We start from the raw sequence: 20992 nt of genomic DNA, 5'->3' as shown, positions 1-20992 counted from the left end.
GGCGCTCTACCGAGCGCCCAAATTTTTTGCGTTTTCGTACGGATGGGATCCTTACTGCTTTTTGAGGTTAACGCCGGAGAATCACTTTTAGCAACATGAGGCCGGCAGCCGCCCGGAAAGCCGGCAATGAATGAGAGGGTTGAGAGGGATGGAGCCCGGGAGCGCGGCAAAAGCGCATCGATAACGCTGAAATGGATTTTCCGGAGCCGGCAGAAAGCATGTTGTTTTTACCCGCCAGTCAAAACGTCAATAAAAGGAAATCGCGACTGCGGCAAAGAACAATCTGTTGATAGGGGTTTACCCTCTTAGTAATGGATTTGGAAAGGGGGAAAATGAATACAAAATCAATGAAACCCTCGGCAGGACGGGACCTCTCGCAGAAGGTGCGTAAAATTAAGATAATGGATAAAGAAGAATGAAGATCTTTAAAAGATAAGCGCGAAGAAAGCTTTTACATCTTTGTCGCTTAAAGCAGATAGCCGGGAGAAGAGTTTCTGAAGTTCAGGTTCAGGCATTTTTTCCAGTCTTTCTGCAGAAGGCTTCTCATTCAGATTTTCCATTAGACCCGAGGCGAAGCCCTGACCTGTTAGGGGCCATTCCCTCGTTTCAACCAACCGGCATCCCTGCGGGGATCAACAACAAAAAAGCACAACTTTCAAGGAACCAGCCCGATGTACGTTTCTCAGGAAGGTGGTAGCACCAAAGATCTGCCAAACGGCGGCACCAAGACCGGCGTAATAAGCTGTCGACTGCCTTTTGAACTCAAGCTCGCCATTGAAGGGCTAGCGAAAAGTCAGAACGTTGTCCTCTCTCACGTCATCCGCGAAATCATTCAGGAAGCCGTAGCCCAAGGGGACTGCTTCTGGTGGAAGACGGGGGCAGCCAACGATCAAAACACTCTCGGCGAGGAAGCCGAGGAACTTGAGGCTCAGGCTCTCGGTGATGCGTCCTGCCGCTCTGCCGTTGTAGAGGGCTGATTCATAGAATTCCTCAAAAGCCGCCTGGCGGGTTCAGCTCCCCAGGCGGTTTTTAATTGCCTGCTTTCTTTGCAAACGAGCCTGAGAAGCGCTGAGGAAGATTTGAAATGCATCCGCAATTGCGTTCGATGATCTCCAGACAACCATCTCAGGCGGACGCCGCTTTTGGGCGTCCGAGGCGGTGCGGATACAGTTTTTCGCAATGTCGGCGAGAAATTTCCGCACCCGGGAATGAGGCGTCTCTCGGTTCGGTGATACATTAAAAAAATCCAGAAATGAGACGTGAATGCCTTTGCGGCGCAGAGGCAGAAACAGAAGGAGAGACTATGCCCGTTCTGAAGATCAAAACCAAAATCAAGCTGAGCAAAGCGACGCTGAAGGCTCTTGCGGATGCGCTCGCGCAGACGGGACTTACGCCCGAGGAAGCCGTGAAGCGCCTGATCGCCGAAGCCGTGAAGCAGCTGACGGCCGTCAAGGCTCCCGAGCCGGCTGAGAAGGCTCCCGTGAAGAAGAGCCCGGCCCGCAGGACGCAGCCGAAGGCTGCCGCCAAGCCCGCGGAGAAGGCTACCCCCAAGGCAGCGGCAAAGCCTCTCGAGAAGCCCGCAGTCAAGGCCGCTGAGAAGCCGGCAGCCAAACCGGCCGCCAAGGCTCCCGCCAAACCTGCAGCAGCCGCAGAAAAGCCTGAAGTCAAGGCGCCTGCGGCAGCACCTGCTCCGGCCAGAAAAGCGGCTCCCAAGGCTCCCGTGAAGGCCTGAACAGCCATCTGATTATTCGTCCGCGCCGCCTTCCTGGCGAGCGGACCGACAGAAGCGAAAAGCGTCGGCTGACATTTCCGGCGCTTTTTGCTTTTGGAAAAGACTCTGCGAGGTGTGCCCGCGGAAGCATCGGAACACGGCCCGTTAAAATAAGCGGATTCCTTCTCCTCTCCCGATTTTGCCGAGGGATCCTGCCGTGATTCGCCTTCGTCCGCTAGCTCTGACGGTTCTTCTATCCCTTGCGTTCTCAGCAGGGGCGGCGGACCTCAGCTACCGGCTTTCGGGCCTTGACGGCGCGCTTGAGGAGAATGTCCGCGCGCAGCTCGAGTCGCTCGGGCTCGACGGCATCACCGTGGAGGGACGCTACCGTGCCCGGGTGAGAACCGGCGTGAGGGACGGCCTGAGGGCGCTAGGCTACTATGCCCCGAAACTCACCTTCAAATGGGATCCGAAACCTAAGGAAGGATCGAAGGAGCCCCGCATTCTCCGGCTGACGGTTGATCCGGGCGAGCCTGTGAGGATTGAAGGCGCTGAGCTCCTCGTTGAGGGCGATGCCGCGAATGATCGCGCGTTCGAGCGCATCCGCAGAAAGCTTCCGAAAAAGGGAGACGTGCTCAACCACGGCGAATACGAAAGCTTCAAGAAGGAAGTGCAGAGCCTTGCCACGCGCAAGGGCTACTTTCAGGGACGCTTCACGCGCAATGAACTGGCTGTGGCGCCGGACCTTCATCAGGCATGGTGGCGGCTTACCTTCAGTTCCGGTCCGCGCTGGAAGTTCGGCGACGTGCATTTTTCAGGCTCGCAGATCGACGACGAGATTCTGCAGAACCTCATTCCTTTTGAGAAAGGCGATCCCTATACCTCTGAGGGGCTTGCCAATCTCAACGAACGACTTGCCGACACCGGCTGGTTCAACTACGCCGTTGTGGCGCCCGACTTTAAGAATGCAACGCCCGAGAAGGAGCTTCCCTTCGAGGGCTCTCTCACGCCCCGCAAGGGCAATATCGTCGAAGTGGGCGTCGGCTATTCGACCGACGTCGGACCGCGCTTCACAGGCGAATGGACCAAGCCCTGGGTGAATTCGAAGGGGCACAGTCTCGCGCTCTCGAGCGCCGTTTCGGCCCGGGAGCAGGAGTTCGACTTCAGCTACAAGATGCCCCGGCGCGAGAATCCGCTCGAGGAGTACTACCTCGTGCAGGGCGGCCTCAAGCATACGGATCTGAACGACACCAAGTCGACTCAGACGACGCTTGTCGGGTCGCGCTACTGGAATTTTGAAAACGGCTGGCAGCGGGCATTCAACATGCGCTGGATGCTCGACAACTTCACGCAGGGCATGAGTTCGACGACAACCATGCTCTTTTATCCGGGCGTTTCCTTCAGCCGCACGCGCTCGAGGGGCGGCGCCATGCCGATGTGGGGCGATTCCCAGCGCTATTCCTTCGACCTTTCGCGAAAGTTCTGGGGGTCCGACATCGACTTCTGGGCCTTTAATGCGCAGGGCGCAATGATCCGCACGCTTGCCATGCGGCATCGCTTCATCGGCCGCTACGCCTTCGGCTGGATTCAGACGGACGACTTCGACGACGTTCCGCCGGATCTTCGCTTCTTTGCGGGCGGCGACAGAAGCGTTCGCGGCTACGACTACAAGTCGATTTCGCCCAGGGACGAATCGGGCGACCTCCGGGGCGCAAAGCGCCTTTTCACCTCGAGCATCGAGTACCAGTGGAATTTCCACGGCGCCTGGTGGGGTGCGGCATTCGTGGATGCCGGCGAAGCGGTGGACAAGTTCACCTCCACGTCCTTCAAGGTGGGCGCGGGCCTCGGCATCCGCTGGCAGTCGCCCGTGGGACCGGTGAAGTTCGACATCGCCCGCCCGATCGGAGACCCGGATCACAAGGGGTTTGCTTTCTATATCGGCCTCGGCCCGGAGCTTTAAGATGGCCAGATCCGCCCGTATTTTTCTGCGTCTCGCGGGGATTCTCCTTGCGATCTTCATTCTTCTTGCCGGCGCGCTCATTTTCCTTGCAACGACGGCGCCGGGGCTTTCGCTCACGGCGAAGGCGCTTGACCGCTGGGTGCCGGGACTTTCGATTGCGAAGTCCGACGGCGACTGGCGGCATCTGACGCTCACCGGGATCGGCTGGACTTCGCCCGGCGTGGACGTGAAGGCCGAAAAGCTCGTGATCGAGCTCGACTGGTACCGTCTTTTCGACAAGGAGCTGAAGCTCGGGCGATTCGAGCTTGAAAGGCCCTCGGCTGTCGTCGAGACCGCGAAGCTCCCTCAGGAGACAGAGGCTCCCGAAGAATCCGCACCTTTCGAGCTGCCGGACCTGCGGCTTCCCTTCGGCATCACGCTCGAGGGCATTGCGGCAAGAGACGCAAAAGCAGTGATCAACGGCGAGACGGTTGAGTTGAAGTCGCTCGACGCCGGGCTCGATCTTCACGACGGAAATCTGAAGCTGAGGCAATTCTCTCTCGCCGGACTTTCCTCTGGGCTTGGCGGGATTTCCGCCGGGGCCGATCATTTTGATGCCGCCGCACGCATGACGCGAGAGGGCGTGGTCATCGAGGATGCGATGCTCTCCGGAGGGCATGCCGATCTCTCAAAAATTGCTTCCCGTTCTGACGATTCGGACGGAGCGCATCCTGCAGAGGCAGCGTCAGCTCCGGCATCAGCGGCGGCGCCTCAGGCAGAGACGCCTCAAACCTATCTCGAGCGCGTGAAGGGGATCTTTGCCGAACCCTTTATCAAAACGCTTCCGGTCGTCAGTCTCCCCTTTGATGCGGAACTGCTCTCTCTTAAGGCGAGCGGCATTCGCCTCGAGGGCATTCCCGGAACGGAAGAACTTCCCGGCTTTGCTCCCCTTGAGATCCGTACGGTTGACGCGAAGGCTTCCATGAAGGCGTCGCACGTTGAGATTGAGCGCTTCAAACTGGAATCTTCTGCTGCCGATCTCACGCTTTCGGGAAGCGCTGATCTCGACGGCGCCTGGCCCGTCAATCTTTCTCTGGAGGCCGGAGCCGATGCCGCGCCCTGGGGGACGCTCGCCGGCCTCCGGTTTGATTCCCCTGAGGCTGAGCTCAGGACGACGCTTTCGGGCGAGATTGCCGGTGAGCTCCGTCTCGAAGTCAAAACGTCGGGGCCCGTCGGCATGGCGCTGAAGGCAACGGCAAATCCGGGCGAGGCGGATCTTCCCTTCAGCCTTTCCCTCACCTCGGATGAAGTCCGATCGCCAGAAATCCTCGCGGATTCCAAAGTCAGGTCAGAGAAAACAGGCAGCGTCCCGGAAGCTCAGGGATCTGAAGCCCCGCCCGCGGCATCGGCAAAGACTCTCCCCGACGAAGAGGCTGCGCCGCGTACGGGCATTGCCGAGACGCTCGCAAGGAGCCGCTACATCGTGAGGAACCTCGCGCTTGAGGCGGCCGGCCGCCCTTCCGCATGGAAGCTCGTGCTCAAGGGGAATCCCGTCATTGAAGCGCCGGATGCGCTCATTGGGGAAGAGACCCGCTTTGAAGGGACGCTGGATGCGGATGCCTCGGGCGACCTCTCCGGGATCCGGCTGTCGAAGCTCGATTTCGCGACGCCGCTTGGCGAACTGAATCTCAGCGGCGAGGCGGCCTGGAAGGAGGATCTCTCCTGGAAAACCGCACTCAGGGTTTCGGGCGTTGATTTCGAACCCTGGATCAAAAAGCTTCCGCTCAGGCTTGGCGCCGATTTCTCGAGCGAAGGGCTTCTGCGCACGGACGGCACCTACCGCGTGGATTCGGCGAAACTGAAGCTCGACGGCACCATTCAGAAGGCGCCGGTGAGGCTCGCGACGGAAATTTCAGGAACGAGCGAACTCTCCTGGAAGGTTTCGGACTTCGATTTTCTGCTTGGCAGAAACACGCTGCGCTTTGCGGGCGAAGTCGAGCACATGCGGGGGATCAAGCTTGATCTCAGCATTGATGCGCCGGGGCTCCTCAATACGATCCCGGGGCTGAGCGGGCGCGCGAACGGAACCGTAAAACTCGCCGGCAGCCTCGCGCATCCGATTGCTCAGGCGAATGTCCGCGCGAGCGGGCTCGGCTGGGAGAATCTCTTTTCGCTGGGCGGCCTCAATCTCTTTGTGGATATGAGAAATTCGCCCTTTAAGGGCGCGGCGCCTCAGAAGGGCGGGGCAAAGGATGGGGAGCCGATGCCGCCTCCGGCCCTCTCCGCGAATCTTCCTCCGCCTCCTGCCGCAAATGCATCTCTCGAAGAGAAGATGGCCTTCATCTTCAATTCCCTTGCCGGCGGGGAAATTCAGGGGAGCGCCAGTCTGAAGCTCACGGACCTTGCCGCTTCCGGCCTCACTCTGGATTCGGCCGAAGCGTCGCTCAAGGGTACCGAGGGGAGCCACGTCATTACGCTCGCGCTTTCCGGCGACCCCGTATCGGGGTCGATCCGGGCAGCGGGAAAATTCTCGCGAGAGACGCTCTCCTGGACGGGGTCTCTGACCAGGGCCCGCGTGGAGACCCCGGCGGGCACCTGGTCGAATAGAAATGCGGCGTCCCTGAGCTGGGATCCGAAGACGGCGCAGCTTGCCGTGGGAACGCACTGCTGGGTGCATGAGGATGCAGAGGTGTGCCTCCCGAAGCCCTTGGTTCTCGGTCGTGCGGGCGAGGCGCATCTTGCATTGACGAGCCTCAACATTGAGGTCCTCAAGCCCTATCTGAGAAAGAAGAGCGACCGGATTGCCGGGAAGCTCACCGGCAGCGCCGATTTTCACTGGGATCTTTCGAAGAATCCGCTCCCTGCCGGACAGGTGAACCTTAACGGCGACGGCTTGAGCTACTCCACGCGCTGGCAGGGCGTGAGATTCCCGGTGACGCTTGAGAAGCTCCGCGCGCATGCGCTGATCACCGGGAAGCGCGTTGCGCTCGCCTGGGAAGTGAAGCCCGAGGGGAACGGCTCGAGCCGCGGCGAACTCGCGGTGATTGATCCGGGAAAGGAGCGCCGGCTCGATGGACAGATTATCGTTGACGGCATCACGCCTTCCTTCATTCAGCCCTTCCTCTCGCGGGGCGAGCGCGCCGAAGGCGCCGTCAATGCGCGCCTCCGGGCGGCGGGCACGCTCTCCCGCCCTGAGCTATACGGACGCGCGGGCGCAGAAAACGTCGTGGTCGACGCCGACTTCATTCCCATTGAAATGGAGCCCTCGAACATTGAAATCGAATTCAACGGCCGTACGTCGACGCTCTCCGGGGAAATCCGGACGAAGACCGAAAGCGTGCTCCTTTCCGGAACCGCGTCCTGGGAGAGCCTTGAGCACTGGAAGGCGGATGCGAGAGTCCGAACCGATGGACTACATCTCTCGCTTCCGCCCATGATCCAGGTGGACGTCAAGGGCGACGTGACGGCCGAGGCGACGAATGCATCCGCCTCTCTCAAGGGGCGGATCGAAATCCCCAAATCGATGATTGAGGTGAAGACGCTCCCCTCCACGGCAATTGCCGTCTCGGAGGATCAGGTGCTTCTTGACAGCAATCTTCAGCCGAGAACCGTGCGCACGGACGGCATGCCGATTTCGGGCGACGTCACGGTGGTCCTCGGGCCCGGGGTGAGGATCGCGGCTTATGGTCTGCGCGCAGGGCTCGCAGGGGAAGTTCGGTTCGTCATGGCAGGGGGCAGAATGGGGCTTCTCGGCCAGATCAACGTGCCGATGGGGCGCTTTCGCGCCTACGGTCAGGATCTCGTGATTCAGAGCGGGCAGATCCTTTTCTCGGGCCCGATGAACAATCCCACGCTGCGTCTTGAAGCCATTAGAAATCCCGAAAATACGGCCGATGGCGTGACGGCCGGCATCCGGGTGACGGGCACCGCCGAGTCGCCCGAAGTGACGCTCTTTTCCACGCCGCAGCTTTCCGAACAGGAGACGCTCTCCTACCTCATTCGCGGCGAAGGTCTCGGGTCCGAGGAAGGAAGCAGCGCCTCCATGATGACGAGCATGCTGATCGGCGTCGGCACCTCGCAGGGAAGCGGCATTCTCTCCGAAGTCGGGGACGCCGTCGGTCTGAGAGGGCTCGGCGTCGATACGACGGGTACGGGCGACTCGCAGCAGGTGGTGGTGTCGGCTTACGTGCTCCCGGGGCTCCAGGTGAAGTACGGCGTCGGGATCTTCGATTCGCTCGCGACCCTCACGCTTCGCTACCGGCTGATGCCGAGGCTCTACCTCGAAGCCGTTTCCGGGGTGGAGCAGGCGCTTGATCTCCTTTATCGATTCGAATTCTGATCGATCGGGGAACGGAAGCTTCAGAGCAGAAAAATGCCGTCCGGGAAACGCTTCCCCGGACGGCATTGAGACGGATCGTCGATGAGGCGGCTTACTTCGCGTCCGCTGCCTTCAGGTTTTCGATTTCCGCGCGCATGCGGTCGAGCTCGAGCTGAGCGCGTTCGCGCGCGAGTTCCGATCTTGCCTTGCTGTCGGCCACGGTGCCGTCGACCTGAGCGCGGCGCTCGGCAACGTCAAGCTGCTTGAGCTCGAGTTCGAGTTCGCGCACCTTGTCCTGATAGGCGTCGAGCTTTGCCTGGCGCGCGGACTTGGCTCGCTGCGCGGCGGCGCGCGCCTTGGCGGCCTGGGCATCCTGAGCAGCCTTCACGCGGGCGGCTTCAGCCTGCGCCGCAGCGCGGGCCGCTTCCTTCTGACGGGCTTCTTCCTGCATGACGCGGGCGGCGGCGTCCACGCTCTGCGTGTTGTAGTCGATGAGATCCTGGCTCATGCGCTGGGTTCCCGGAGGGAGCGTTGACGTCTGAGTGGACGGGGTTGTGCAGCCGGCAGCCGCCAGGGCGCAGAGCACTGAAGCAGCAATGACGGCGGAATTTCTGAACTTCATGATTTTTTTACCTTTACCTCAGGAACGCGCATTACTTGCGGGGGCACCCGTAGGGGTTGTTGGGCTGAATGCGGGCTTCGCTCGGCGTGGGGGCGACGAGAATCGCCGTTCCGGTCTTGAATTCGCAGGGCTGGCCGACCTGGGAGGTCTGAAGCACCCGGCCGCCGGCCGTCTTGTAGATGATCTGAACGCCGTCGGTATAGGTCGTGCTGTCGCCGCCCACGGCGCCGCCGGCAAGGCCGCCCACAGCGCCGCCCGCAAGACCGCCCATCACGCGGGCGGAGGTGGAGTGGTTGTTGTGGTTGCCGATTGCGGCGCCCGCAATGGCGCCGAGAATGGCGCCGGCGAGCTGAGCGGTCTCGCGGTTGCTGCTGTTGGGAACCGCCACGCGCGCGGCGTTGATGGCGATGATTTCAACCGTATTGACTTCCTGAACGCGGTTCACCTGATTGGCCGTGTAGGTGTCGGCACGGTAGTAGGTGCCGTCGCTCGCGCAGCCGCCAAGAAGGAAAACGGCTGAGAGGGCGGCAGCGGCGGCGATCTTTGTGTTCTTTTTCATGGCTTTTGATGTCCTTTGGGTACGGCAGGCTTTCGACTCGAAATGTTTTCTTCGCAACGATTGGGAGGAAGCCCGGAGCCCCGCAGATTCCGGATCCTGGAGCCGTCCCGGCCGCAGGATCTTTTCTATAAGAGAGATTTCTAAGTGCAACATTAGCGCAGGAGTCGCTGAACAAGTGTTCATGAATTTGTGCATTCGTAACGAATCTCGTCCGGCGCATGCGACAGGAATCTGTCGTCCGGGGAATACCCGTCCGCTCCGTTAATGCAGAAAGGCGGCCTAAAATCCACAGATCACTCTCTCTTATCCCTGTCTTTTCCCGCCATGGCTCGTCTTATCTCAGCTGCCGCAGGAGGCTTCCTCCTCGCGGCCTTTCTCTCGGTGACCTTCGTCATGCGGGGGCCCGTCACAGCAGTGGGGCCGCTCGCGCACGAGATCTGCGAGGCCATGCAGGTGGGCTGGGACGCCTACGGCACGCTCTCGGCGCTTCCGATTGCGGCCTTCGGGGTCTTTTCCTTCGCGGCGCCGGCGCTCGTGCGCCGCTTCGGCCTCTGGGGCGGGATTGCCGCGGCGCTCGTGGTGCTTTTTGCGGGCGCAGCGCTCAGGATGATGACGAGCTGGTCGGTGCTCCTCGCCGCAACGCTATTTGTCGGCGCGGGCATTGCCATTCTCAACGTGCTCATGCCCGTCGTCGTGAAGACGGTCTGGGCGCAGAAGAGCGGTCCGATGATGGGGCTTTACACGGGCGTCATCGGCTCTTCGGGAGCCGTGGGCGGGCTTCTTGCCGCGCCGCTCCTTGCGTTTTCGGGGTCGCTCGCGGTCCCCTTCGGCTTCTGGGCGCTGGCGTCCGGCGCCGCGCTCCTTTGCTGGAGCCTCGCCAGGCGGCAGCCGGGTGCAGAGGCGATGGTGGCTGCCGGTTCGCCTCGCAATGAAGAGAAGAAATCGGCTTTCGGGGCCATGCTTTCTGATCCGCTGGCCTGGGCGCTCACGGCTGTGATGGGGCTCCAGTCCCTCACGATCTATACGGCGGCCGCCTGGATGCCGCCCTTCTGGCAGAGCCTCGGGATGAGCGCCCCGGAAACGGGGTTCTGGATTTTCGTCTATCTCCTTTCGGGTCTCCCGGCTTCCGTCTTTACGCCCCGCTTTATGAAGCTCGTCGGCAATGACGCCGTCTCCGGGATCATTCTTTCCGTCGTTTATCTCGCCGGGCTTCTCGGCTGGATCGCGGGCGGCGTCTGGCTTTTCCCGGCTTCGGTCGCGGCCGGCGCCTCGCAGGGCGCGATGCTCTCCGTTGCTTTTCTGCTCATGGCGCAGAAGTCGAGCGATATGCGCCGCATGCTCGGCATCTCGAGCATGGCGCAGGGGATCGGCTATCTCGGCGCCGGGTGCGGACCCTGGATCTTCGCCATGCTCTATGAGAAGACGGGGGCCTGGACCTCTCCCTTCGTCTTTTTCGGTGCGGTCCTTGTGCTCTGGGGGCTCGCCGTCGTGGCGTCGAGCTTCAGAGAGAGGCTCAATTGAAAGCGCGTGCGCCGGGGAGTCTCGGCCGCTGCAGTTTTTTCCCATCGGGCGCCCGAACGTAAAGTAAACGCAATCCTTTGCGGATTCGGGCAGAATTCGGCCTCAATAAGCGAAAACGATAGGTTGCTTCGCGAAGCTTCCCTCGTAAAATCGCGCCCGCCCGTAAAAATTCCTGAAACTTTTCCTCCCGAAAGGAGATTTCCCTATGGCCACCTGGTCCATGTGCGTAGCGCTCGTCGTTACCGTCGGCGCCGTCTGGGCGCTGATCAAGCGCTACGAGACGCGCCTTGTTCTTCTTACTGCCGGCCTCCTGATGGCGGTTCTTTCGCTCGAACCGATGATCGCCTTCAAGCAGTTCGACAAGTCGATGACGAACGGCTCGCTCATCATCGCAATCTGCTCGGCGATGGGCTTTGCTTCCGTCGTCGCGCTCACGAAGTGCGACGTGCATCTCGTTGCGCTCCTCACGAAGCCGCTGCGCAAGCTTGGGCTTCTTCTTCTGCCCGCCTGCATGCTGGTGGTCTCCTTCATCTCGATCGCCATTCCCTCGACCTCCGGCCTCGTCGCCTCGGTCGGCCCGACGGTGATCCCGCTCCTCATCCGCGCGGGCTTCCATCCGGCCATGGCGGCCGCTGCCGTGGTGGGCTCCATCACGATGGCGTACCTGTCGCCGGGCGTCGCGCACAACGCCTTCGTTTCGAAGCTTGCGGACATTCCGATCATGGAGTTCATCGGCCGCTTCATGCCGATCACGGTGGGCGCTGCGCTCGGCGCCATCGTCCTGATGGTCGTCGTCTGCCTCGTCTACCGCGACTTCCGCCGCGAGGGCTTCAGCGAAGCTGAAGGCACGGGCGCTGCCGGCGGCAAGAAGGTTGATCTTCCCGAGAAGCCCAACATTCTCTTCGCCATTGCCCCGATGCTCCCCGTCGTCATCCTCGTCTGCGCCAACATCTGGGCGCCCCAGATGAAGATGTCCGTTGCGACGGCCATGCTGATCGGCGCGATCTACGCGATCGCCGTCACCCGCACCAACCCCGCCGACGTCACGAAGAAGTTCTTTGACGGCATGGGTTCGGGCTACGCCAAGATCATCGGCATCATCATTGCGGCCGGCGTTTTTGCGGCCGGCCTGCGCGCCTGCGGCGTGATCGACGCCTTCGTCAACTACCTCACGCATGCGAACGAAATCGCCAAGCTGGGCGCCGCTGCCGGTCCCTACCTGATGGCGCTCGTCACGGGTTCGGGCGACGCTGCGGCCTTCGCCTTCAATGAAGCCGTCACCCCGCACGCCGCGAGCTTCGGCATGACGATCGACGGTCTGGGCTACCTTGCCGCCATTTCCGGCAACTTCGGCCGCCTCTCGTCGCCCCTTGCCGGCGGCATGATCATCGCGGCCGGCATCGCCGGCGTGTCGCCCTTCGCGATCGTGAAGCGCACCGCTCCGGTGATGTTCATCCTTCTCGTTGCCGTCTACATCCTCAGCTGATGAACGGCTGCCAAGCAAGATGACCGCTCCCGGGACTCCCCGGGAGCAGGATTTCAAAACAAAAGGTCCGGGATTGCCAAAGTCCCGGGCCTTTTGTTTTGACGATTTGTAAACAGATGATTCAAGGGAAAACCCGATAAGCTCTTTGCAATATCCGGATTGATGCAGAAGTCAATGCGTGCTCGGAACTTTGATTAAATTAAGATAACGCAATCAAAAATCCATAAATAACAATTGATATAAATAAATCAAAAATAGAATCTGCATTTGCCTGAATGCGGTTTGAATCGTACTATTTCGGGTTAGACGCAGAAGATTCCGTTCTTTCTGCGCTGCTCGCTTCCGGGGCTGAGTGCTTCTCTCGATCTAAGCAGTCCCGAAGTGCTTTTCCATAAAACTTCATTCCTACAAAAACCAAGGATTTCAGGCAATGAACGGTCTAACCATCATGCTGATCGCTCTCGTCGCTCTGGCAGCGGGCTATTTCGGATACGCCCGCTGGCTTGAGAAGACCTGGGGAATCGATCCCAACCGGCCCACACCGGCCGTGGAAAACAAGGGCGGCGACTATGCGCCTGCCAACAAATGGACGGTGTTCGCGCACCAGTTCACCTCGATTACGGGCGCGGGCCCTGTGACGGGCCCGATTATTGCGGCCATGTTCGGCTGGCTCCCTGCGCTTCTCTGGATGATCATCGGCGGCATCTTCTTCGGCGCCGTGCAGGACTTCACCGCGCTTTACGCCTCCGTCAAGAACGGCGGCCGCTCGATCGGCATGATCATTGAGGACTACGTCGGCCGCACGGGCCGTCAGCTCTTCCTCCTCTTCTGCTGGCTCTTCACGCTCCTCGTGATCGCGGCTTTCTGCGACATGGTGGCCAATACCTTCAACGGGTTTGCCAAGGACGGCACCGAGCTCATGCCGGGTGCGGCTGCGGGCTCGATTTCGCTCATCTACATGGTGGGCGCCGTTCTCTTCGGTCTCTATCTCAAGTACATGCGCCCGACTGCCGGCGTTCAGCTCATTGTCGGCATCGTGCTGATGGTCGCGATGGTGGCCCTCGGCATCTGCTTCCCGGTCTACCTTGACTCCGTGTCCTGGCGCTATGTGGTCTTCGCGTACCTTTTCGCCGCTTCCGTGATGCCGATGTGGCTCCTCAAGCAGCCCCGCGACTACCTCTCGATGTTCCTCCTGATCGGCATGATCGTCTGCGGCGTTCTCGGCGTCTTCGTCAAGAACCCGACCCTCAACATGCCCGCCTTCGTCGGCTGGGAGGTGAAGAACCTCGACCTCTTCCCGATTCTTTTCGTCACGATCGCCTGCGGCGCCGTTTCGGGCTTCCACTCGCTCGTGAGCTCGGGCACGTCTTCCAAGATGGTCGCCAACGAAAAGGACATGCGCCTCGTGGGCTACGGCTCCATGTGCGTTGAAGTTGTTCTCGGCGTCGTCGCGCTTGTCGTTGTCTGCGCGGCGGCCCAGGGCGGCGTTCTCCCCGCGGGCACGCCTTTCCAGACCTTCTCGCGCTCGGTTGCCGGGTTCCTCACTGAACTCTTCGGCGTTCCGACCGACATCGCCGCCTGCATCCTGACGATGTGCGTTTCCGCCCTTGCGCTCACCTCCGTCGACGCCGTGGCCCGCATCGGCCGCATGTCGCTCCAGGAACTCTTCACGCCGCGTCCCGGCGAGAAGAAGGGCCCGATCCAGGCGCTCTTCACGAACACGGTCTTCTCGACGGTTCTCACGCTCCTTCTCGGCTATGCGATCTGCATGGCGGGCTACATGTCCGTCTGGCCGCTCTTCGGCTCGGCCAACCAGCTCCTCTCGGCGCTCGTTCTTACCGGCCTTGCCGTCTTCCTGAAGGCTACCGGCCGCAAGGGCTGGATGCTCTACGGCCCGATGACGGTGATGTTCGTCGTGACGATGACGGCCCTTGTTCAGGCTGTGCTCAAGATCTTCGGCCAGATGGCGGACGGCACGTTCGTCTTCATGGTGGGCGGTCTGCAGCTCATCATCGCCGTGGCGCTCATCATTCTTGCGCTCCTCGTGGTCTACCACTGCGTGCTGCGTCTGCGCGAGCCTGCTGATGCCTCGAAGCTTCAGAAGGCCTGAATAGAAGACTTTTCCCGCACGTGATTCCGGTTGAGGCTGGCTTTTGAAGCCGGTCTCTCCGGAACAGCTCAAAAAGCGAAATAAAAAGGAAAACGCTCCGTTCCCGTACGGGTCCGGAGCGTTTTCCTTTTGTCTTCCAATAAAATTGCGGAGTTGACTAATTCGACCGCATCTCATGCTTCAGTTCATTCTTTCCACCGGCATCATTGCGATGCCCTTCCTCATCCCGATCGTGATTCTCATCTGCCTGCGCTTCTGGCCGATGAAGCATGACGGGCAGCGCACCGCCATGAAGCTTGCATGGGGCTTCTACGGCCTCTCGCTCGCAGCCTTTCTCGGGCACGCCGTGACGCTCGGCGCCGGCATGCAGGAATTCTTCCTCGCCTTCTGGGGCGCGCCCGGCACGATGGGAGCCTGGTGCTATGCGGGCTACGCTTTCCAGGCGTTCGCCGTCATTGCGCTGATGGTGGTCGTCAACTGGGATACGATCATGCTCTTCATTGAAGCGAGGCGCCTGCGCAGGGAAAGGAAGAACGCGGAGGATCCGTCTCAGAAGCCCTGATTCCGGGAACGGCTTCCCGGGATGCAGAAAAAGCAAGCCGGAGGCGGTGAGGTCTCCGGCATTCCAAAGAAAGAGGGAGAAATGCGGCTGAACGGTCATTCCGGCGGCTCGGCCGCTCTTTCTCTTTGCATCATTTATCTCTGAGCGCCTCCTGAAGCGCCTCCACGCGGTCCTCCATCCGTTCGCGCTGCCGGATCAAATGAATCTGCCACTTGGCGAAAAGGAGGCCGAAGCCTGCGAGCGCGAGGAAAATGCCCGGCATGGCCGCCCAGTTGGCGGCTTTGCCGGCTTCGATCGGAAGACCTCCCAGCCAGGCGCCGACGGCATTTCCGAAATTGAAGGAGCACTGCGCGAGGGCTGCGGCAAGGAGTTGTCCTTCGCCCGCGTTCTCAATCATCATGACCTGTTCGGGACCGGAAATAAAGAAGACGCAGGCTGCCGCGAGCGCGGTAAGCAGGACGGCTGCCGGCGCCCAGTGCGTCATGAAGAAGAGCGCGACGAGCGTGATGAAAAGACACCCCTGACCGGCAGCGGCAAGGGAAGGATCCGAGAACCTTGACGAGATCTTCGCGCAGAATAAATTGCCGAGCACCATGCCGGCGCCGGCAAGCGTGATGACCAGGGACATCATGCTCGCGGGAATTTCCGCCACGTGCTCGATCACCGGGTTGACGTAGGAATAGTAGGCAAAGAAGCCTCCATTGCCGAGACCAATGGCGCCGAGCACGAGCCAGGGCTCAAGCGTGCCGAGAAAGCGGAACTGCGCTTTGAATCCCCGGTCCGGCAGAGGTTCCGTCTGAGGAACCCACAGGCGGATTGCAAGAAGCGCGAGGAGGGCGAGCAATGCCGCTATAACGAAGGCGGCTCTCCAGGAAAGCGCCCACGCCAGAAAGCTCGCAAGTGGTACTCCGCCGAGGTTTGCGATCGTCATGCCGGCAACCATCATGCTTACGTCGTGCGATGCCTTCCCCGGTCCTGCAAGCTTTGCGCAGACGATGGATCCCACGCCGAAGAAGGCGCCGTGAGGAAGACCCGCAATAAAGCGCGAGACGATCATGAGGGAATAGCTCGGCGCAAAGATCGTGAGCGTGTTCCCGAGGCAGATGAGCGCGGCGATGATGAGAAGGAGGCGCTTGAGCGGAATCCTGCGGGCGATGGTCACCATCAGCAGGACGCCGGCGCAGACGCCGGCAGCGTAGGCGGAAATGAAGTGTCCGGCCTCAGGGACCGTGACTGAGAGATCCTCTGCCGTCGGCAGAAGGATCGACATCATTGAGAATTCGGCGATGCCGAGCGCCAGCGTGCCGAGCGCGAGCGCTAAAACGTGTTTAGGCATGATTGAGGGTGCCGAAACAGAAAATTTGGAGAACAAAAAAGGGCGCGATCATCGATGATCACACCCTTCGTCTATTTGTGGTCGGCGGTTTTCCTGAGGAACTTCATCCAAGCTCAGCGTGCTTCAAATAGAGCTAGCTGCAAGGACTCCCTCCAACGACTTGGCTTAGTTACTTTCGGAAACGAAAGACCACCAGAACCACAACGAAAAGAATTATGCCTTGATCCTTGCCTGGACGCAAGTTTTAAGACGTAACACTTTGTTTCCCGAAGGAAGTTTTTCAAGCTTCCTTCGACTGGAGGGCCGCTGCCGCCTGCAGGGTCAGACGATAGCCCTTGCCGTGGCCTTCGCCCGAGCAGCCACAGTCTCCGCCGCAGCAGCTGACCTGATGAACCACTTCCACATCGCCGCGGGAAACGAGCTTGTCGAGCATCATTTCCATCATCGGGGCGGAAACTTTGAAGTGCCAGGAAAGGTCGCGCAGGCTGATGCCCGGACGGTCGTAAATAAGCTGGCGCACTTCGGTTACGGAAACCATGAATGAAATCTCCTCAATGGTCGGACCGCCTTTCTCATGAGCGCGGCCCGGGAAGCATGACAGGGGAACATTCTAGCGTTGCGAACGAAAGTCGTTCGCAATTCCTTCGCTCTGTTGCTCCTGCGTCAAAGCTCTTTTCCGGGGGCGGGCGGAAGCGGCTTCTGATAGGCCGAGGAGCCCCAGAGCGGAACGGTGGAAATCGAGTGCTTGAAGCTGCCGCTCGTCTCCTTGGTGGAGTAGGAGAGGTAGATGAGCGTCTGGTTGGCCGGATCATAGATGCGGCGAATCTTCATGGTTTTGAAGAAGATGCTCTTGGACCGCGTGAAGATCACCTCGCCGTCGCGAGATTTGTCGATCGCATCAATCATCATCGGCGTAATGTCGCCGGTCTGGCGGCAGGAGATGGCGCTGTCCGAGGGGTCGGCGAGCGAGAGCGGAGACTCGATGCTCGCGACGTGACAGGTGACGCCCGGGATCTTTTCGTCCACGAAAGCGTCTAGCTTGATGTTTTTGAAGGTGAGGAAGCCGAGCGAAACATCGGCAACCTCAGAATCCGAGCAGCCGGAGAGAAGGCCGGCAAAGATGAGCGCTGAGAGGCCGAGAGCGGCCGGGCGGCGGAAAGAGCGGATGTTCATGGTGCTTTTGGGAAATGGTATTCGGAGAAGAACGTCGCACTCCATTCTGCACGAGAGAAGCGTCCGGTGCCGAAAACCGGACGCTTCAGCGCTATTCAATCAATAGCGCGCCTTCTCAGCTTCGATGCTGCTCGCGAGGCCGGCCTTGACGGCAAGCGCGGCAAAAATCACCGAGGTAAACCCGGTGACGGCAATGGTGCCGGGAGCTACATGCCAGAGCCCGGAGAAATACCAGAGGGCCGGGAGCACGGAAATGAGCGCGGCTCCTGCGGCGAGCACAACCATCGGACGACGGGACTTCCACACGCCCGCTTTTGTGAGATGCACGGCGCTTACGGTGCTTCCGAGCGCCAGCACGGCGAACACGGTGGAAATGACGATCACGACCGGCACGAAGGCTTCTGCAATGAAGGGCGACACCTGGTCGGCTGCGAGCGCAAAAAAGGTGAGCGCGGCAACCCAGGCGCAGAAAGCCGCACCGCCCATGTCCTTCGACATGGCAGGGCCGGCATAAGTGATTTTCGTTGCGGTGATCATGAGGACCTCCGTGGTTGAAGTCTGAAGAATCCGCTGTTCAGTAAGTGTTTCTGAGCGGGCTTCAGGAATGCGGAAATGAAGGAGCCACAGGCGCTGCGCAGTGAGGATTCAGGAATGAATCGCAAAAACGACGGGGAGGATGCGCAGACGTCAAGGGCGTCGTAAGAGTGAACGGATTCTAGGGGGATCGGAATGTTTTCGTTTTCACCCTGGAGGGTCGCTAAGGAGTTCTTCTGACTGCGAGGCCCTGTATTTCAGGGAAAAAGCGCAGGAAGTAATAAAAATATAAAAAATTCAACTTGTTGTAAATATCCATCACTTCATGATAAGGCGCAGATTGAATATGTGAGATTTATGTATTACCTCATAAAATGACCGTCATGAATTCGTATGATTTATAATGTATAAATATGATTATTAAATTTTGCAAACCTGAGTCCATTCATAAAAAAGACGCCTGCAGGAGGCGTCTTTTTCTAAGTGCTTCAAGGCATTGAATCAGCTTTCCGGTTGCTGCAGGCGGTCGTAATAGCCCGACAGGCTTTCGAGCACTTCCGCACGCAGACCGGGAAGGCGATTTCCGAACTTTTGCCCGAGCTTCCCGATCAGGGTCTCGAGTTCAATGTCCGCATTGGGCACGGCATCAAAGGACTTCTTTTCAACATGCAGAAGCGTTGTCTTCTTGTTGGGCATCCGGATGCGGAAGCGCAGCTTTGCGCCGAAGGGATCGTTTGCGACAAAGAGTTCGGCGTCGGCGAGGGCTTCAAGTTCGCCCTGGGTCGGAGTCGTCCCGTAGGGGAAGCGCGTGAGAAGGCACGGACGGGCAGCCTGTTCAGGGTTGGGGAAGCCGACGGCGCGGCCGATTTCACGGATGCGCGGCTTGGAGATTCCCGCCATGGCGAGAGGCGAAAAGACATGAAGCTCTTCGAGCGCCTGGATGCCGGGGCGATAAACGGCGAGGTCCGACGTGTTCGTGCCGTCGCAGACGGGGCCTTCGCATTCCATCTTCCGGGCGATGTCCTTGAGCGTCTCGAAAAGATGGCGCTTGCAGACGTAGCAGCGGCGCGTGCCGGCGCGGGCGAGCTCGGGGAGCGAGAGGGAGCTTGCCGGCACAAGAAGCGGCTCGTACCCGAGCGCTTCAGCGTCCTTGAGGGCGAGCGCAGTTTCGTCGGGCGCAATCTGCGGTCCGATGATGTGAAGAAGATGCGCTTTAAAGCCGAGCTGCTTCGCGCAAAAAGCGAGGAAGCGGCTGTCGAGGCCTCCGGAATAGGCAATGCAGAATTCGCGCGCCGGGGCAATGCCGAGGAGCACGTCCTTAAGCGCCTGAATCTCTGGAAAATCGAGGAGGCTTTGCTCTTTTTCAGCGTTCGTCATGAGGTCTGAAGTAGGGACTGGAGAAAAACGCAAGCCCGCTTTTATCGAGCGGGCTTGACTCTTCGGATGCGAAGCTTAATACGCTGCAGCGCGCTTAGCGACCGCACTTGCAGGAGCAGTTGTGTTCAGGTGCAACGCGCGGCACCGTGAGCGAACCCTCCGGCATCATGATGGTCGAGGGATGGTCGCCGAGGTACTCGTGAGCGATCTTGAGCGCCTCCTCAACCGTGTCGACGGCAGCCGTGAAGTGCATGCTCTTCGCGAGATCGCGGTTGAGCGCCGTGACGAGGATGAATTTTGCTTTCCCGAGAGGACGCGTAATGGCGAAAGCCTTGTTGGCGCCGATCTGGAAGTTGTCCTCAAGCTCCTTCTTAATGGCTTCAGGCGTGCGCAGACGGCGGAAGGTTTCCTCGAGCTTGGCCGACCCGGAACCCTCAATGCATTCGGCAAGGAGAATGACGACGCCGCCCTTGCGCACGGCGCAGGCAGCGTTGTCCATCGTCTTCTGCATCTGATAGACGTTGATGTCCTTCGGATAGCCGCCGCAGGAAGCGATCACAAGATCGGCTTCCTTCGGGATTTCGCAGCCGTAGACCTCGTCGACGAACTTGCAGGCTTCCTTGTGGGCCTTGATGTAGTCGCCCGCAAAGATCTTGAGGAACTCATGCTTGGCGTTGAGAATGGCGTTGAAGAGGAAGAGGGAGCGGCCCTTGGCGAAGAGCGCCACGCCTTCCATCTGGTCGTCGTAGCAGGGATTGCCTTCCATGCGGCCGAGGCCGGCCTTTTCGGAAAGCATGTGGCTGTGGTTCATGCGGACCGTTTCCATCGCGGCGCATCCCGGAAGGATGGCCTTTCTGCCGCCGCCGTAGCCGGAGAAGTAGTGGTGAACGATCGTGCCCGTGAGGAAGATGTGGTCGACGTGGCAGAGCTCCTTGTTGATCCAGACGGGAGTGCCGAGCGACGTCGTGCCGAAGTATTCAAAGTCGTCCTTGTTGGTCGCGATGCTGTTGTACATCTTGATGCGGCGGGCAACTTCGGGGCTCACTTCCTTTTCCATCTCTTCGGGCGTCATGGCGCGGTGCGTGCCGAGCGCGAAGACGATCTTCATGTTTTCGTCGGGAACGCCGAGCTTGTTCATCTCGTTGACGAGAATAGGCATGAAGATTTCGCTGTTTGCGATGCGGGTCGGATCGTTGCAGATGAAGGCAACCGTGTCGCCGGGCTTCACGATCTCATTGACGGGGGGCAGACCGATCGGATGGTAGAGCGCTTCAAGAACATGCTCGTGCACGTTCTGCATGACTTCAAAGGGTTCGGTGCGGACGACCTTCAGCACATCGTCGGAGTCGTATTGAAAGGTTTTCCGGCCGTTGCCGTAAGCGAAGTCATAAGTTGCAAGCGTCATGTTTTTCTCCTTTGCTTGACCGCGGCCGGCCCTTCCGAGGTATGGCCGCAAGCCTCAAGTCATGAACCGCGCCGATTATAAAGTTTTGCGGTGCCGGAATTTGTCTTTCCGCGCCCGGGACAATGCCGTCTTCTGTTCGTCAGGAACGAGAGGCAAATTTTTTTTTGCAGGCCTCTTGACAAATTTTTATTTGTGCGTAAAATTCCACTTCTCACAACGACGCGCTCTCAGCGAGACGCAGCGAAGTGAGAAAAATCTGGATGGTGGGTGTAGCTCAGTTGGTAGAGTCCCGGATTGTGATTCCGGTTGTCGTGGGTTCGAGTCCCATCTCCCACCCCA

At 59.8% G+C, this 20992-nt stretch carries 17 protein-coding genes and 1 tRNA gene; 10 read left to right on the top strand and 8 right to left on the bottom strand.

Features of this window, described 5'->3' with window-relative positions:
- The first annotated feature begins 671 nt into the window (after positions 1–671).
- From Q0106_RS05860 to Q0106_RS05845, 4 genes are all read left to right on the top strand, one after another.
- Complete coding sequence (locus Q0106_RS05860; protein ID WP_297610185.1) at positions 672–977, top strand: hypothetical protein; 306 nt, start codon at positions 672–674, stop codon at positions 975–977.
- A 326-nt stretch (positions 978–1303) separates the two neighbouring features.
- Positions 1304–1732, top strand: coding sequence for a hypothetical protein (locus Q0106_RS05855; protein WP_297610182.1), 429 nt, complete (start codon positions 1304–1306; stop codon positions 1730–1732).
- A 196-nt stretch (positions 1733–1928) separates the two neighbouring features.
- The gene (locus tag Q0106_RS05850; RefSeq protein WP_297610179.1) at positions 1929–3671 is read left to right on the top strand and encodes an autotransporter assembly complex family protein; all 1743 of its coding nucleotides are present in this window, start codon (positions 1929–1931) and stop codon (positions 3669–3671) included.
- A gap of 1 nt (position 3672) precedes the next feature.
- Complete coding sequence (locus Q0106_RS05845) at positions 3673–7989, top strand: translocation/assembly module TamB domain-containing protein (protein ID WP_297610176.1); 4317 nt, start codon at positions 3673–3675, stop codon at positions 7987–7989.
- Positions 7990–8080: 91 nt separating this feature from the next.
- Here the strand turns inward: Q0106_RS05845 and Q0106_RS05840 are convergent, their stop codons facing one another.
- Together Q0106_RS05840 and Q0106_RS05835 are read right to left on the bottom strand one after the other, a co-directional pair.
- Positions 8081–8590 (bottom strand): hypothetical protein, encoded by a 510-nt coding sequence (locus Q0106_RS05840; RefSeq protein ID WP_297610173.1) that lies wholly within the window; start codon positions 8588–8590, stop codon positions 8081–8083.
- A 31-nt stretch (positions 8591–8621) separates the two neighbouring features.
- Positions 8622–9149, bottom strand: a complete 528-nt coding sequence (locus tag Q0106_RS05835; protein WP_139689019.1) for a hypothetical protein — start codon at positions 9147–9149, stop codon at positions 8622–8624.
- A gap of 324 nt (positions 9150–9473) precedes the next feature.
- On the opposite strand from Q0106_RS05835, the gene Q0106_RS05830 reads away from it, so the two are divergent.
- From Q0106_RS05830 to Q0106_RS05810, 5 genes are all read left to right on the top strand, one after another.
- On the top strand, positions 9474–10670 hold the full coding sequence (locus tag Q0106_RS05830; protein ID WP_297610168.1) for an MFS transporter: 1197 nt from the start codon (positions 9474–9476) through the stop codon (positions 10668–10670).
- 205 nt (positions 10671–10875) lie between these two features.
- Positions 10876–12156, top strand: coding sequence for a C4-dicarboxylate transporter DcuC (gene dcuC, locus Q0106_RS05825; RefSeq protein WP_297610165.1), 1281 nt, complete (start codon positions 10876–10878; stop codon positions 12154–12156).
- A 430-nt stretch (positions 12157–12586) separates the two neighbouring features.
- Positions 12587–14266 (top strand): carbon starvation CstA family protein, encoded by a 1680-nt coding sequence (locus tag Q0106_RS05820; protein ID WP_297610162.1) that lies wholly within the window; start codon positions 12587–12589, stop codon positions 14264–14266.
- 175 nt (positions 14267–14441) lie between these two features.
- Positions 14442–14828, top strand: a complete 387-nt coding sequence (locus Q0106_RS05815; protein WP_297610159.1) for a hypothetical protein — start codon at positions 14442–14444, stop codon at positions 14826–14828.
- A 21-nt stretch (positions 14829–14849) separates the two neighbouring features.
- A complete protein-coding gene (locus Q0106_RS05810; RefSeq protein ID WP_297610157.1) occupies positions 14850–14972 on the top strand; it encodes a hypothetical protein in 123 nt (40 codons plus the stop codon).
- Here Q0106_RS05810 and Q0106_RS05805 read toward each other — a convergent pair.
- The 6 genes from Q0106_RS05805 to larA all read right to left on the bottom strand — a co-directional run bounded on the left by Q0106_RS05805 (position 14959) and on the right by larA (position 20653).
- Positions 14959–16164, bottom strand: a complete 1206-nt coding sequence (locus Q0106_RS05805) for an MFS transporter (RefSeq protein WP_297610153.1) — start codon at positions 16162–16164, stop codon at positions 14959–14961. The genes Q0106_RS05810 and Q0106_RS05805 overlap by 14 nt on opposite strands.
- A gap of 280 nt (positions 16165–16444) precedes the next feature.
- The gene (locus tag Q0106_RS05800) at positions 16445–16702 is read right to left on the bottom strand and encodes a FeoC-like transcriptional regulator (RefSeq protein WP_297610148.1); all 258 of its coding nucleotides are present in this window, start codon (positions 16700–16702) and stop codon (positions 16445–16447) included.
- Positions 16703–16827: 125 nt separating this feature from the next.
- Complete coding sequence (locus tag Q0106_RS05795; protein WP_297610145.1) at positions 16828–17337, bottom strand: CreA family protein; 510 nt, start codon at positions 17335–17337, stop codon at positions 16828–16830.
- A 99-nt stretch (positions 17338–17436) separates the two neighbouring features.
- Positions 17437–17874, bottom strand: a complete 438-nt coding sequence (locus Q0106_RS05790) for a hypothetical protein (RefSeq protein WP_297610142.1) — start codon at positions 17872–17874, stop codon at positions 17437–17439.
- A gap of 498 nt (positions 17875–18372) precedes the next feature.
- Positions 18373–19248: a hypothetical protein gene (locus Q0106_RS05785; protein ID WP_297610139.1), complete on the bottom strand. Its 876-nt coding sequence runs from the start codon at positions 19246–19248 to the stop codon at positions 18373–18375.
- Positions 19249–19342: 94 nt separating this feature from the next.
- Complete coding sequence (gene larA, locus Q0106_RS05780) at positions 19343–20653, bottom strand: nickel-dependent lactate racemase (RefSeq protein WP_297610137.1); 1311 nt, start codon at positions 20651–20653, stop codon at positions 19343–19345.
- Between the two features lie 263 nt (positions 20654–20916).
- Between larA and Q0106_RS05775 the strand changes: the two genes are divergently transcribed.
- A tRNA-His gene (locus Q0106_RS05775) sits at positions 20917–20992 on the top strand.

This window comes from uncultured Sutterella sp., assembly GCF_937923675.1.
GTDB lineage: Bacteria > Pseudomonadota > Gammaproteobacteria > Burkholderiales > Burkholderiaceae_F > Sutterella.
Note: the sequence above shows the minus strand (reverse complement) of the source record. Positions and strands in the feature narration are given on the sequence as shown.

Bases quoted from the DNA above. Each gene is read 5' to 3' on its own strand.
- Q0106_RS05860 (WP_297610185.1), top strand. From the start codon at position 672: ATGTACGTTTCTCAGGAAGGTGGTAGCACCAAAGATCTGCCAAACGGC.
- Q0106_RS05855 (WP_297610182.1), top strand. From the start codon at position 1,304: ATGCCCGTTCTGAAGATCAAAACCAAAATCAAGCTGAGCAAAGCGACG.
- Q0106_RS05845 (WP_297610176.1), top strand. From the start codon at position 3,673: ATGGCCAGATCCGCCCGTATTTTTCTGCGTCTCGCGGGGATTCTCCTT.
- Q0106_RS05840 (WP_297610173.1), bottom strand. From the start codon at position 8,590: ATGAAGTTCAGAAATTCCGCCGTCATTGCTGCTTCAGTGCTCTGCGCC.
- Q0106_RS05835 (WP_139689019.1), bottom strand. From the start codon at position 9,149: ATGAAAAAGAACACAAAGATCGCCGCCGCTGCCGCCCTCTCAGCCGTT.
- Q0106_RS05830 (WP_297610168.1), top strand. From the start codon at position 9,474: ATGGCTCGTCTTATCTCAGCTGCCGCAGGAGGCTTCCTCCTCGCGGCC.
- dcuC (WP_297610165.1), top strand. From the start codon at position 10,876: ATGGCCACCTGGTCCATGTGCGTAGCGCTCGTCGTTACCGTCGGCGCC.
- Q0106_RS05820 (WP_297610162.1), top strand. From the start codon at position 12,587: ATGAACGGTCTAACCATCATGCTGATCGCTCTCGTCGCTCTGGCAGCG.
- Q0106_RS05815 (WP_297610159.1), top strand. From the start codon at position 14,442: ATGCTTCAGTTCATTCTTTCCACCGGCATCATTGCGATGCCCTTCCTC.
- Q0106_RS05810 (WP_297610157.1), top strand. From the start codon at position 14,850: ATGCAGAAAAAGCAAGCCGGAGGCGGTGAGGTCTCCGGCATTCCAAAG.
- Q0106_RS05805 (WP_297610153.1), bottom strand. From the start codon at position 16,164: ATGCCTAAACACGTTTTAGCGCTCGCGCTCGGCACGCTGGCGCTCGGC.
- Q0106_RS05800 (WP_297610148.1), bottom strand. From the start codon at position 16,702: ATGGTTTCCGTAACCGAAGTGCGCCAGCTTATTTACGACCGTCCGGGC.
- Q0106_RS05795 (WP_297610145.1), bottom strand. From the start codon at position 17,337: ATGAACATCCGCTCTTTCCGCCGCCCGGCCGCTCTCGGCCTCTCAGCG.
- Q0106_RS05790 (WP_297610142.1), bottom strand. From the start codon at position 17,874: ATGATCACCGCAACGAAAATCACTTATGCCGGCCCTGCCATGTCGAAG.
- Q0106_RS05785 (WP_297610139.1), bottom strand. From the start codon at position 19,248: ATGACGAACGCTGAAAAAGAGCAAAGCCTCCTCGATTTTCCAGAGATT.
- larA (WP_297610137.1), bottom strand. From the start codon at position 20,653: ATGACGCTTGCAACTTATGACTTCGCTTACGGCAACGGCCGGAAAACC.